We start from the raw sequence: 13,895 nt of genomic DNA on the forward strand, positions 1-13,895 counted from the left end.
GCCGCAAAAGAGGCTTAAGCCAATGAAAACACCTGCTGCGAGTCACGCGTCCAGACGCGTGTTCCATCTGTCCTCTGTCACGGCACTGATGATCAGCCTCGGATTGATCACGGCCATGGCATCCCCCCTCGACGACAACAGCATGCCACCGCCGACCGACCCGTCGGCCTACACCGACCAGCCGGACGACCCGACCGCTACCTTGCTTGAGCTGAACACCATGCCGGAGGCCAACGAAGGCTCGCTGGAGCTGACCGATGGCATGTATGGCGACCGCAACACGGTACGCACCGACAACGTGCTGCCGCCTGCCCTGCAAACGTCGGACAAGTACCCTACCAACGGCAAACCCAGCCCGTTGTTCGGTGCGCAACCTTTCACCCAGCAACTGTTGCTGTTCGAAGAATTCGGACCAGAGAAGCTCGACCCGACCACGCCGGTGCCCGATCTGACCTTCCCGGTACCGACCCTCGGCGCGGCCCCCGCCCAAGACCCCAACGTGGTGGCACGCAGCGGCCCCAGTGGCAACGCACTGGAAGCGTTCCTCAAGCAACCCGGCCTGTACCCGTTTCCGACCCAGTACGCCAACGTGCTGGACCGCAACCCATGGAAGGCGCAGATCGAGATGTTCCTCAACCGCCAGCCGGTCGGCTCGCCCGCTGAAGGCCGGCCACCAGGAAAAGGCTGGTCGCACCAGCGCTGGAACGAGTTTTACCCGCAGGCAGCGTTCAAGACCGCCCAGGCCGGTGCGCGCATCAACCTCGGCCTGCGCGACCGCAAGCAACTGCACAACTATGCCGTCGGTGAATTTGCCCCGGGCGGCCTGTACTACCAGACCTCCGACATTCCGACCACGCTGGGCACCACCAAGGGCATCGACACACGCTTCCATCCGAACATGCCGCTGCAAAACCACAAATCGCTCTGGACCTTCGACGGCACTTTCCCGCCCAAGCTGCTGATGGTGCGCTACGGCCAGCCAATTCTGATGCGCCATTACAACGCACTGCCGATTGACCCCTCGGCCAACGGTGGCTTTGGCCTGCATACCATCTCGACCCACGAGCACAACGGCCACTCGCCGGCCGAAAGCGACGGCTTTGCCAACGCGTACTTCTTCCCCGGCCAGTACTACGACTACCGCTGGCCGGTGCAGCTGGCCGGCTACGACACCATCAACACCCGTGCCCAGGACCCGCGTGCCGCTTTCCCCTGCTCGCCGGGTGAAACCTTGTTCGTCAACGATGGTTCACCGGGCCTGAAAACCTGCGAGAACGGCAGTATCAAGATTCGTGGCGACTGGCGCGAAACCATGAGTACCCACTGGTTCCACGACCACATGATGGATTTCACGGCGCAGAACGTCTACAAGGGCAACGCCGTGATGATGAACTACTACAGCGCCCTGGACCGCGGCAACGAGGCCCTGCAGGACGGTGTCAACCTGCGCTTCCCAAGCGGGTCAGCCATGCCTTGGGGGAACCGTGACTATGACGTCAACCTGGTGGTTGCCGACAAAGCCTGGGATGCCAATGGCCAGCTGTGGTTCAACCCGTTCAACACGGACGGCTTCCTCGCTGACCAGATTCTGGTCAACTGGCAGTACAAGCCCAGGCTCAAGGTGCGTGCGCGCAGTTACCGCTTCCGTCTCCTCAACGGCTCGGTGTCGCGCTACTTCAAGTTCGCCGTGGTGCGGGAGATTGCCGGTACCAGTGGTGAGTTCAAAGGCCCGTCCGGCTCCAACCTGTCGTATGCGCGGGTGCCGTTCCACATGATCGCCAACGACGGCAACATCATGGAACATGCGGTGCCATTCGACGGCACGATGGACCTCAATGGTGACGGGAACCTGCAAGACAACAACGGCGTCTTGCCGTTGCAGGCCATTGCCGAGCGCTACGACATCATCATCAACTTCGCCAAGAACGGCATCAAGGCCGGCGACAAGCTGTACTTCGTCAACCTGATGGAGCACGACTCCGGCAAAGGTCCGAAGCAAGCTATCCCGTTGGCCGACGTGCTGTCGGAAAAATACAAGGCAGTAATCAAGCAGACCAGCAAAGGCCCGCAGTGGGACAACGGCGACCCGGCTGTCGGCAAGTTTCTGCAGCTGTGGGTGCAACCGTACACCGGCCAGGACCTGAGCATGGACCCGGTAGCCTATGAGCCGGCCAAGCCAGGCAAGGCTGCAGGCCTGAAAATGCTGCCCCTGCCCATTGACCGCGACGCCGCAGCCGACCAGGCCAAACTCAAGGATGCCCGCCACCGCGAGTTCATCTTTGGCCGCTCTGACGGCACGGACACCACCCCGTGGACCATCAAGACCGACGGCGGCTTTGGCTACAGCATGGACCCACGCCGCATCAGTGCCGCGCCGCAACTGGCCAACCAGTCCACCGACGGTGGTTTCAGCGGCGACGGCACCCTGGAAGTGTGGAAGATCGTCAACGGCGGCAATGGCTGGAGCCACCCGGTACACGTGCACTTCGAGGAAGGCGTGATTCTTAGCCGCGACGGCAAGGCCCCGCCAGAATGGGAAAAATGGGCGCGCAAGGATGTGTACCGTATCGGGTCGGAACCTGATTCGTCCGAAGAGGTGGAAATGGCCATCCGCTTCCGCGAGTTCGCCGGCACCTACATGGAGCACTGCCACAACACCCAGCACGAGGACTCTTCGATGCTGCTGCGCTGGGACATTGAACATCCGGGGCAGTTCCAGGTGATGCCCACCCCGCTGCCAGGATGGGACGGCGTGCGCTACATGGCCTCGGTAGGCCTGCCAACGTTCCGCACCAAAACCGATAACGACAATGACGACCCGGCCAACAAACCACCTGTCGTGGCCAATGACAGTGCCGCAACGACTGCAGGCAAGGCGATCACCCTGAACGTGCTGGCCAACGACAGCGACCCGGACGGCAACGTACCGCTCACGGTCACCGGCCTCAGCCAGCCAGACTCCGGCCAGGGAGCCGTCAGCACAGACGGCACCACCGTGACGTACAACCCACCCGCTACGGTCGCCACGCCGTTCACGGCCAGCTTCAATTACACGGCGCGTGATACCAAGGGGGCCGAGTCGGTGACCCCGGCCACGGTCAGCATCGCCGTCACCGCAGCAGCGGCGGCCGACGAGCTCAAGGTCACCAGTGCCACGGTGCAGGTACGCAGCGGCAACCGTTTCACCTGGGATGTGCAGGGGACTACCACGGTCGCCACGGGCAACAGCATCAGCGTGACTGCAGCAACCACCGGTGGTCCGGTAAGCCTGGGGAACGCGACGCTGACTGCCACGACTACGGGGGCCCGTTGGCGGGTAGCGGTGACCACCACCGGCTTTGGCCCGGCCACGCCAGCGACGGTCACGGTGAAATCGACGCTGGGCCAGACGGTGACAGCGCCAGTCACCTACAAGTGAGTGCAAAGCGGGGCCGCTATGCGGCCCCCATCAGCCAACCCACGAGGACCGCATCATGCCCAGCTCATGGCGTTTCCTGCTGGTACTCGCGTTGTTCGCCGCCAGCATTCCGTTCTGGCCGCTGCAACCCCAACGAACGGTGGCCGAAGCAGCGGCCTCTCCCTGGGGGGCCAGCTATTTCCCCAACATCCCCTTGCTCACTCAGGACGGCGAAAAAGTGCATTTCTTCGACGACCTGATCAAGGACAAGGTGGTCGCCATCAACTTCATCTTTACCGGCTGCTCCGACTCCTGCCCAGTAGAAACCGCTCGCCTGCGCCAGGTACAGAAAATCCTCGGTGACCGGGTCGGCAAAGACATCTTCCTCTACTCCATCAGCATCGACCCCTATAACGACACCCCCGCCACCCTCAAGCGCTATGCCGAAAAGTTCGGCATCGGCCCAGGCTGGACCTTGCTGACCGGCGAACCCGACGACATCGAGCAACTACGCCGCAGCCTGGGGCTGTGGATCGATGGCCTGGAAAACGGCCGCTCAAAAGACCACAACCTGAGCCTCATCATCGGCAACCAGGCCACCGGCCGCTGGATGAAAGCCTCACCTTTCGAAAGCCCGTACATCCTTGCCGACCGCCTGGGCAACAGCCTGCACAACTGGAAGCAGGCCAGCGCCATGAGCAATGACTACGCTCAGGCTCCGCAAATCCGCTCACCCAGCAGCGGCGAGCAGATATTCCGTACCCGCTGCTCGTCCTGCCATACCGTGGGCAACACCGAGCCAGGCCAGCCAGGCATCGGCCCCGACCTGCTGGGCGTGACCCGTCAGCGTGACGCCAACTGGCTGGCCCGCTGGCTCAAGGTGCCCGACCAGATGCTGGCCGAAAAAGACCCCTTGGCCATGCTGCTGTTCGAACAATACAACCGCCTGGCCATGCCCAACATGCGCTTGGGCGATGCTGAAGTCAGTGCATTGATGAGCTACCTCGAAGAGGAAACGGCTCGCTTGCAAACACCCATGGCTAATAGGGAAATCCCCTAAAGGCTATTGGCCACCAGTCATCAGGCTGTCATCTTATTGTCGTATTTTCCGAGCATTACCCAGGGTCGGGAACTATCAGCAGTGATTCGCCGTTCGCTTTCCTCCTCCAGCCTTCTGCGACTGCTGATCCTGATGCTCTGTGCAGCGACCCTGGCCTTTCTCTGGGGGCTGCACGTCACGCAGAAAGCCACCGCCCGACAGGGTGCACTGTCGGCCAAGGCCGTCGAGCACCTGAACCTGGCCAGCATCGTGGGCGAAAACCTGCGACAGCTTGTCGACCGCGCCCAGGCGGTGGGTCGTGTTACCCAGGACGACATGAAAGCGCTGCGCCAAGGCAACTTCAGCCTGGTACCCAGCCTGGCCGCAGACCCAGTGTTCAAGCGCTTGAGCCTGTACGACCGACAAGGCTGGCTGCTAGCGGCCAGCCACACCGATGAGGCCGCCGAGTTGCCGGCAGACTGGTTGCACCAACTGCAGCGGCACATTGACCGCTACGGTTTCAAACCTTTCCTGCCGAGCATTCAGCCTGTCAGCCAAAACGCTGCCCCGCCCACTGGGCGCCTGCCCTTCCTGCTGCCGTTGACCAATTCGACCGGCCGGGAAATCGACAACCTTTTGCTGGTGCAATTGGACGTCGGCTACCTGGCGGTGCTGTTCCAGCCTATCGACCTGGGCAACAGTGGCCTGGTGCGTCTGCTGCAGGATGACGGCCTGGAGCGGCTGCGCATCGACAACAGCGGCGTGGTGACTGCGGGCGACCTATTGCAGCCACCGCTGCCGGCGCTAAACACCGAAGCGGGCATGCTGACCCAATACGTAGCGGGTGATGCCTACCAAAGCTTGTACCGCCATGCACCCGAGCACGGCTTCAGCGTGGTGGTCAGCCAGCGCCAGGCGGAAATCCTCGCACCCTCGACGCTGGCCTATTCCCGGCAGTTCTGGTTGAACCTGAGCATGACCCTGATGATCCTGGCCAGCCTGCTATGGACCTTGCGCCTGCTGCGCAAGCGCCAGGAGGCCTTCGACGCGCTGGAACATGCCCAGCAGGTCAATCAGCAACTGATCGTGCGCCTGGAGGACGAACACCGGCGCAGCAGCCACGCCGCCGCCACGGACCACCTCAGCGGCCTGCACAACCGCCGCCAGTTCGTCGAAGTGGCCAGCCAGGCGCTGACTCGGCAACGTGGCAAGCGCCGACTGATGGCGATCCTGTTCATCGACATGGACCGTTTCAAGTCGATCAACGACTCGCTCGGACACAAGATTGGTGACCTGCTGCTACAGGCTGTGGCCGGGCGTATCCAGCGCCTGCTGGAGCCCGGCGACGAGGCTTCGCGCTTTGGCGGCGACGAATTCGTGGTGCTGCTGGCCGGCGAGCGCAGCGAGGCGCAGATCAACGCCTGGGTCCACGAACTGGTGCAGAAACTGTCGGCCGCGTACGCCCTGGATGGCCAAGAGGTCAACACCAGCCCCAGCGTAGGGGTGAGCATCTGCCCGCGTGATGGCCAGGACATCGACAGCCTGATACGCAGTGCCGATGCTGCAATGTATTCGGCCAAGCAGGCTGGACGCGCGCAGTATCGCTTTTTCGACCCCTCGCTGAACCTGGCCGATATCCAGGCTTTCACCCTTGAGCAAGCGTTCGGCAGTGCCTTGGCCGAACGCCAGTTCGTGCTGCACTACCAGCCACAGATGCGCCTGGACACCCACCAGGTGCTGGCCTACGAGGCGCTGGTGCGCTGGGACCACCCTGATTTCGGCCTGCTGTACCCGGACCGCTTCATCGGCCTGGCCGAGCGCAGTGGTTTCATTGTCGAACTGGGTTGGGAGGTCATTCGGCTGGCCTGTGAAGCCTTGTCGAGCTGGAATGCCCAAGGCCGCAAGACACGGCTGGCAGTCAATGTCTCCGCCCTGCAGCTGCGTCAAGCCGATTTTGCTGACCGGCTGCTGAGCAAATTGCAGCATCATGGCATCGCGCCCCAGCAGCTGGAGCTGGAAATTACCGAAACCACCATCCTTGACCCCGAAGGCACGGCGGTGGCGCACCTGCATACGTTGCGCGGCGCAGGTTTGGGTATCAGTCTGGACGATTTTGGCCGTGGCTACGCCGGCTTTGCCCACCTGCATTCACTGCCCCTGAGCAAGCTGAAGATCGATCGTTCGCTGATCGCGGCGCTGTCCAACAGCCATGACGACAGCCCGATCGTGTCCTCCACCATCATCCTGGCCAAGCGCCTGGGCCTGGAAGTGGTGGCCGAGGGGGTGGAAACCCGTGAACAGGTGGTGTACCTGAAGCTTGCCGGCTGCGATATCGCCCAGGGCTACCACTTCAGCCGGCCATTGTCGCTGCCGCAGCTGTGGGTTTACCCGCCCTTCAACGGTATCGAGGACAAGGCATGCGTGTACTGAGCGCAACGGCAGGCTTGCCGATGGCGTTGAGCAAGGACAGGCAACGCATTTCGGTTTATCGTGTACCGATCACACACCGACACCCGCACCATGACCGATATCGAGCGCTACCTTCGCGCCGCCACCCGTGACAACACCCGGCGCAGCTACCAGGCCGCCATCGAGCACTTCGAAAGCCATTGGGGCGGCTTTCTCCCGGCCACCGCCGAGAGTATCGCCCGCTACCTGGCCGATCATGCCGACCAGCATGCAGTCAGCACCCTGCGCCAACGCCTGGCCGCGCTCAGCCAATGGCACGTCGCCCAAGGCTTCCCCGATCCGACCAAGGCGCCATTGGTGCGTCAGGTGCTACGCGGCATCCGCACCCTGCACCCGACGCCGCCCAAACAGGCCGCCCCGCTGTTGCTGCAACACCTGCAAACCGCTGTGACGTGTTTCGAAGAAGAAGCCCGACAAGCCCGCGAGCACCATGATTTGGCAGCCCTGCGCCGGGCTCGCCGTGACAGCGCCTTGCTGTTGCTGGGTTTCTGGCGTGGTTTTCGCGGCGATGAGCTGGCACGCCTGCGCATCGAACACATCCAGGCACAAGCCGGTGTCGGCATTACGCTTTTCCTGCCACGCAGCAAGGGCGACCGCGAAGCCTTGGGCGTCCAGCACCGCACCCCTGCGCTCAAGGCCTTGTGCCCTGTCACTGCCTACCTGCAATGGCTTGAAGTCGCCGGTATTGCCTATGGGCCGGTGTTCCGCAAACTCGACCGCTGGGGCAACCTTGGCGACAACGCGCTCAACAGCAACAGCCTGGTGGGCCTGCTGCGGCGCATGCTGGAACGCGCCGGGGTGCCGGCGGCGCTGTATACCGGCCACTCGCTACGGCGTGGCTTCGCCACCTGGGCCACGGCCAATGGTTGGGAACTGAAGTCGCTGATGAGCTATGTGGGCTGGAAAGACGCCAAGTCGGCGCTGCGCTACATCGACTCGGCGCAGCGTTTTGGCGATCTGGCCGTGCTACCGGCCAGTCAGGTGCAACCGCTTATTCCTTGAAGCTGTGCCTGGCGACGCCGCCCGTTTCCGGGCGGATGGCATACAGGTCGCCAGCGTCCGGATAATGGTGCAGGTCTTCTGGCGTCATGTCGTAACGCGCGGTGCTGATGTACAAGGTGTTCATCCCGGGCCCGCCAAAGCAGCAGCTGGTGGGGCACGGTACTGGCATCAACACCTGGTCGGTCAGGTACCCGTGGCGGTCGTAGCGCAGCAGGCAGCTGCCATGGTACTGGCACACCCACAGCCCGCCTTCGCGGTCCAGCGCCAGACCATCCGGCCGCCCCAGTTCGGCGGGGGTTTCGGCAAACAGCGTGACAGCCCCCAGCCGGCCTTCGATGAGGTACTCGGCGCGGTAGATCGCACGCGCCGCCGAATCGACGAAGTACACCGTATGGCCGTCCTGCGACCAGGCAAGGCCGGTGGGCAAGCCCATGTCATCGTGGATCACCTGGTCGCTCAACTGCCAGTCAAAGCGAAAAAGCGCCCCGGTATTGTCACTGAGGGCCTCGTCCATCAGGCCGGTGACGAAGCGTCCCTGTGGGTCGCAGGCGCCATCGTTGAAGCGGTAAGTCGAGCGCGGATGGACCGATGCCGAATGCTGGCTCACCTTGCGTGTTGGCACATCGAAGAGGGCTACGCTGGCATCCTCGGTGAAAATCAGGTTGCCCCGGTCGGTCAGCGCCAGGGCGCCAATGCGCGCGGCAGACTCGTAAAGGCACTCGACTTCGCCATCGGGTGTCAGGCCGTTGATACGCCCGCCAGAGATATCGACAAAGTACAGCACGCCGCTGCGTTCATCCCAGACCAGGCTTTCACCAAGGTCCGCGCGCGTGTTGGCCACTTTGACCGGCACGTAATTGCATTCCTTGATGCGGCTCCAGCGCTCGGCCACCTGCACACGGCCAAGGTCCCGAGGGTGGCTGACACTGCTGTGTTCGTTGAAGCGCGTGGCGATGTGCTGGCTATTGCTGGTGCGCAAGGTGCAATCAGTGGGACGGCACAGCGCACCGGCCAGGTGAGTAACGGGCATTTCTGGCTACCTTCAATTCTCCTTTCTTACGATATCAACAAAAAAATCAATGACTTAATATTAAAAGCATGCAACTTTGATATCCCATGGATATCACCGCCGAGTCGCCACGCTGCAGGATTGCTGGATGATCGAAACACGTTTGCTCAGGCAGTTCATCGCCGTGGCCGAAGAGCTGCACTTTCACAAGGCCGCCCAGCGCCTGCACATGGCGCAACCACCGCTGAGCCAGGCGATCAACCGGCTCGAGGAAAAGCTCGGTTTCGGCCTGCTTCTGCGCAACAAGCGCGGGGTGCGCCTGACCGCAGCGGGTGCAGCATTTCTCGACACCGCCTACCGCACGCTTGCTGAACTTGAACAAGGGATCGAGTACGCGCGCAACGTTTCTGCGGGGGTCAGCGGCAAATTGACCATCACGGCCATTTCCATCGCTTATTACGATTCGCTGCTCAACCGCTTGCGCCGCTTTCGGGAGACTTATCCGAACGTGCAGCTGACCATCCGCGAGATGCCATCCGCTTCCCAGGCCAAGGCCTTGCTGGCCGGTGAGGCGGACATCGGCTTCATGCGCAGGCTACCGCTGCCGGCCGGCACCCTGGAGGCACGCTTGCTGCTTGACGAGCAGATCGTCATGGCGCTGCCCGCCAGCCATTCCAAGGCGCGGCACGAGGCCGTCGACTTGCGCGAGTTTGCCGATGAGGACTTCGTGTTCACCCCGCAAGCGCTGGGCGGGGGCTACCACGCACAGTTGGTTGCGCTGTGCGAGTCGGCCGGGTTCTACCCCAAGGTCGTGCAGGAGGCGGCGCAGATCCACACCCTGCTGGGTCTGGTGGCCTGCGGCTTTGGCGTGGCCCTGGTGCCGGAGTCGTTCGTCCGCTCGACCCCGCGCGAACGCGTGCGGTTTTGCCCGATCCGCCCTATCGATGACCAGCCCGCCCCAGGGCTTGGGCTGTACATGAAATGGAGCGCCCAAAATACTTCGCCAGCGCTGGCCAACTTCATTGCCATGTTCGAGACGCAGCAATAAGGCCATTTCTGCACGGTGTTCAGCCTCGCTTCGCGCAGCGCCACAGCCGACCTATATCACAAGCCCTGGCCTGCAACAGCTCGGCAGCATTCACACACGCCTGCTCCAGGCTCATCGGTCCACTGGCCAGGGCAAATGCAGCGTCGACCCCATGGGCATACAACTGCTGATACCCCTCCCCCAAGGTCCCGGCCAGTACCACCACCGGCACGCCATGGCGCTTGGCAACCCGCGCCACCCCCATCGGCGTCTTGCCGCGCAGTGTCTGGGCATCGAAACGCCCCTCGCCCGTCACCACCAGATCTGCCCCTTGTGCCAGGGCGTCAAGGCCAGCCAGCTCAGCCACGACTTCCACTCCAGGGCGGAACTGCGCGGCCATGAATGCCCGGGCAGCGAAGCCCATGCCACCGGCCGCACCACAACCAGGGTAATCGCGCACATCCGCGCCCAACAGCAGCGCACAATGGTCGGCAAAATGATTCAGCGCGTGGTCCAGCGCCTCTACTTGCTGCGGGTTGGCACCTTTCTGCGGGCCGAAGATCGCCGATGCGCCGTTGGCGCCACACAAGGGGTTGTCGACATCCGCCGCGACTTCAAACTGCACCCCGGCCAGGCGCGGGTCGAGACTGCTGGCGTCGATACGGGCCAGCTTGGCCAAGGCCAGGCCGCCCTCTTCCAGCGCTTGCCCGTCAGCATCCAGCAGGCGCAGGCCAAGCGCTCGCAACATGCCACTGCCGGCATCGTTGGTGGCGCTGCCACCGATGGCCAGCACCACACGCTGAGCGCCAGCGTCGAGGGCTGCGGCAATCAGCTCACCGGTCCCCCAGGTGCTGCTGCGGCAAGCATCGCGCTGGCCGGTTGGCACCCGTTGCAAGCCACTGGCCTGGGCCATTTCGATGATTGCGGTGCGACTTTGCGGCAACCAACCCCAGCCGGCCTCGACGTGCTCCCCCAATGGCCCGCGCACGGACTGGCGGCGCAGTTCACCCTGGCTGGCGGCCAGGATCGCCTCCATGGTGCCTTCGCCACCGTCGGCCATTGGGCACTCGACCAGTTCAGCCTCGGGCCACGCTTCGCTCAGGCCCGCAGCGATGGCGCGGGCGACACCGGCAGCGTCGAGGCTGTCCTTGAACGAGTCGGGGGCAATGACGATTTTCATGGGGTTTCTCCTGTCCTGATGAGCGGCATGCTGACAGGTGGCTGCCCAGGTGGCCTCGGTCAAATGCACAAAACGCCGGCCGGGTTGTTTGGGCAGATGCCTTTTTGCCTGTTCTGGCCCAATCGCCGGCAAGTGAATACTTCAGTCAGCGGGCAACAGCTGCAACCCCAGATACAAGCTAAGCATCCCTTCCAGGCGCAGCGGGTCGACCTCACCCAGCTCGGCTATGCGCTCCAGTCGATAGCGCAGGCTGTTGCGGTGGATGCCCAGGGCATCGGCACAGGACTGGCTCTGGCCGTCATGTGCACACCAGGCGCGCAGGGTGGTGAGTAACTGGCCACTGCTGTCCTTGGCGCGGATGCGCTGCAACGGCTCCAGCAGCTCGTCCAGCGCGTCGTCGTTACGGTGGCGCCAAAGCAGCGCTGGCAGCCGGTAGCGCTGCAGGCTGAGCAATCGTTCGCTGGGCAACACTTCGCGGCCATAGGCCAGCAAGTCACGCACCCGGCGGTAACCACGGCGTAACTGCTCCAGGCTCGGCGCTGCACTGCCCAGGGCCAGTCGCTCAATGTCCCAGCCGTGGCGTTGCAGGCGTTCCAGCAGGCGCAGTTCATCCAGTGCCACGCCTGCCGGGCGGCACCACAGCAACGACTGGCGGGCCGGGCTGACGCACCAGCTATCCGGATAACGGCTCATCAACCATGCGGCCAGCGCCTCGGCAGGTGGCCCCGACGTAATCTCGAACAGGCACGGTATCCGCGCCAGCTGAGGTTTCAAGCCCAACTGACGGGCTTCGTCCAGCAAGCGCGGGGCGTTACCGCTGCCGCCGAGCAACAGCGCCAGCAGGTCGTCACAGCGCTGCCTTCGCCATTGCTGGTCAGCCTGTAAATTGCGTTGGGCCAGCAGCATTTCGGCGGTCATGCGCACCAGCTCGCCATACGTGCGCACCTGCTGCGGGTCGCCGGTCAGGCCTAACACGCCCATCAGCCGCCCATCGAGCATCAATGGCAGGTTCACACCGGGCTGCACGCCCTTCAGGCACTTGGCCGCGTCGGTATCCAGCTCGACGATCCGGCCATTGGCCAAGACCAGCTGCGCCCCCTCGTGACGGGTGTTGATGCGCTCCGGCTCACCACTGCCCAGGATCAACCCTTGGCTGTCCATGACATTGACGTTGCAAGGCAAGATGGCCATTGCCCGGTCAACGATATCCTGCGCCAGGTCATGGTCGAGTTCGAACATTGCGTGGTCCTTTAGGTGTTTGGCTTTTGGGCTCGGGCACAGCAGCCTGGGCCAAGCGCTGTGCAAAAGCACAAAGACAGGCTAGCCGCAGTCCCCGAGACTCGTCAGGGCGAGCGCCGGAACAGGCGACGCGGCGAAAACCATAACAACAGAGAACCCGATCATGGCACACAGCCCCGCCCCTGACCAAGGCACGGACACCACCCGCAACGCGCTGTACCGGCGCATCACCTTGCGGCTGATTCCGTTCATTTTCATCTGCTACCTGTTCAACTACCTGGACCGCGTCAACGTCGGCTTTGCCAAGCTGCAGATGCTCGACGCCCTTAAATTCAGCGAAACGGTGTACGGCCTTGGCGCCGGCATCTTCTTCATCGGCTATGTACTGTGTGGCCTGCCAAGCAACCTGGCCCTCAATCGCTTCGGCCCAAGGCGCTGGATCGCGCTGATGATGATCGCCTGGGGCAGCCTGTCCACCTGCCTGCTGTTCGTCACCACCCCTACCGAGTTCTACACCCTGCGCCTGCTCACTGGCGCTGCCGAAGCCGGCTTCTTCCCAGGTGTGGTGCTGTACCTCTCGCGCTGGTTCCCGGCGGCCCGGCGCGGCCGCATCATGGCCCTTTTCATGTCGGCGATCCCGGTATCGGGCCTGCTTGGCGGGCCGTTCTCCGGCTGGATCCTCGAACATTTCGCCGCCGGCCAGCACGGCCTGGCCGGCTGGCAGTGGATGTTCCTGATCCAGGGCCTGCCGACCGTGGCGTTGGGCGTACTGGCGGTGTTCCTGCTCAGTGACGGCTACCAGAAAGCCGCCTGGCTGAGCCCGGCTGAACGCCAACTGATCGCTGCCGACCTGCAGGCCGATGCTGCAAGCAAACCGAGCACCACCAGCGACAGCGTGCTGGCCGTGTTGACCAACCCGCTGATCTGGACCTTCGGCTTCGTCTACTTCTGCATTCAGAGCGGCGTATACGCGATCAACTTCTGGCTACCCTCGATCATCAAGAGCATGGGCTTCGACAACCCGCTGCTGATCGGCTGGCTCAGCGCCATCCCGTACCTGCTGGCGGGTGTGTTCATGATCCTTTGCGGGCGCTCGGCCGACCTGCGCAACGAGCGCCGCTGGCACCTGGTGGTGCCAATGCTGATGGGCGCCGTCGGCCTGCTGATTGCGGTGAACTTCGCCGGCAACCCGAGCATTGCCATTCTTGGCTTGTCGATCGCCACCATGGGCGCGCTTACCGGTTTGCCGATGTTCTGGCCAATGCCGACTGCGCTGCTCAGTGCCGGAGCCGCCGTGGCAGGTCTGGCGATCATCAACTCGGTAGGCCAGATGGCGGGGTTTCTCAGCCCGTACCTGGTCGGGTTCATCAAGGACCAGACCGGCTCAACCGATGCCGCACTGTATTCGCTCGCCGCGTTGATCGTATTGGGTAGCCTGGTGGCCTTGCGTGTAACGCGAGCGGGTTCGCTGAGTACTGCACGGGTGAGTTGAGGCATTCGCAGGCTTGCCCACGCCCACAAGTTTCAAGCCTG

Annotated in this window: 9 protein-coding genes; 6 read left to right on the forward strand and 3 right to left on the reverse strand. The window is 63.3% G+C overall.

The features are described 5' to 3' along the window. Window positions 1-22 precede the first annotated feature (22 nt). From KW568_RS14965 to KW568_RS14980, 4 genes are all read left to right on the forward strand, one after another. Complete coding sequence (locus tag KW568_RS14965) at window positions 23-3,418, forward strand: Ig-like domain-containing protein (protein WP_050562526.1); 3,396 nt, start codon at window positions 23-25, stop codon at window positions 3,416-3,418. Between the two features lie 55 nt (window positions 3,419-3,473). After that, window positions 3,474-4,457 (forward strand): SCO family protein, encoded by a 984-nt coding sequence (locus KW568_RS14970; RefSeq protein WP_004576264.1) that lies wholly within the window; start codon window positions 3,474-3,476, stop codon window positions 4,455-4,457. 81 nt (window positions 4,458-4,538) lie between these two features. Continuing rightward, complete coding sequence (locus KW568_RS14975; RefSeq protein WP_004576265.1) at window positions 4,539-6,866, forward strand: bifunctional diguanylate cyclase/phosphodiesterase; 2,328 nt, start codon at window positions 4,539-4,541, stop codon at window positions 6,864-6,866. Window positions 6,867-6,926: 60 nt separating this feature from the next. Next, entirely contained in the window at window positions 6,927-7,907 is a 981-nt protein-coding gene (locus tag KW568_RS14980) for a site-specific integrase (RefSeq protein ID WP_080634963.1), read from the forward strand. Here the strand turns inward: KW568_RS14980 and KW568_RS14985 are convergent. Beyond that, window positions 7,897-8,937 carry an SMP-30/gluconolactonase/LRE family protein gene (locus tag KW568_RS14985; RefSeq protein ID WP_004374364.1) on the reverse strand — a complete coding sequence of 347 codons (1,041 nt, stop codon included), beginning with the start codon at window positions 8,935-8,937 and terminating at the stop codon, window positions 7,897-7,899. The genes KW568_RS14980 and KW568_RS14985 overlap by 11 nt on opposite strands. Before the next feature lie 127 nt (window positions 8,938-9,064). On the opposite strand from KW568_RS14985, the gene KW568_RS14990 reads away from it, so the two are divergent. Further along, window positions 9,065-9,964: a LysR family transcriptional regulator gene (locus tag KW568_RS14990; protein WP_004374362.1), complete on the forward strand. Its 900-nt coding sequence runs from the start codon at window positions 9,065-9,067 to the stop codon at window positions 9,962-9,964. A gap of 19 nt (window positions 9,965-9,983) precedes the next feature. On the opposite strand, the gene KW568_RS14995 is transcribed toward KW568_RS14990, so the two are convergent. Both KW568_RS14995 and KW568_RS15000 read right to left on the reverse strand, forming a co-directional pair. Further along, complete coding sequence (locus KW568_RS14995) at window positions 9,984-11,123, reverse strand: glycerate kinase (RefSeq protein WP_004374360.1); 1,140 nt, start codon at window positions 11,121-11,123, stop codon at window positions 9,984-9,986. A gap of 141 nt (window positions 11,124-11,264) precedes the next feature. Next, a complete protein-coding gene (locus tag KW568_RS15000) occupies window positions 11,265-12,362 on the reverse strand; it encodes a sugar diacid recognition domain-containing protein (RefSeq protein ID WP_004576267.1) in 1,098 nt (365 codons plus the stop codon). A gap of 163 nt (window positions 12,363-12,525) precedes the next feature. Between KW568_RS15000 and KW568_RS15005 the strand changes: the two genes are divergently transcribed. Continuing rightward, a complete protein-coding gene (locus KW568_RS15005; RefSeq protein WP_004374354.1) occupies window positions 12,526-13,854 on the forward strand; it encodes an MFS transporter in 1,329 nt (442 codons plus the stop codon). The last annotated feature ends 41 nt before the right edge of the window (window positions 13,855-13,895 follow it).

Origin of the sequence: Pseudomonas sp. HD6515 (assembly GCF_024971855.1) — a bacterium.
Lineage (GTDB): Bacteria > Pseudomonadota > Gammaproteobacteria > Pseudomonadales > Pseudomonadaceae > Aquipseudomonas > Aquipseudomonas alloputida.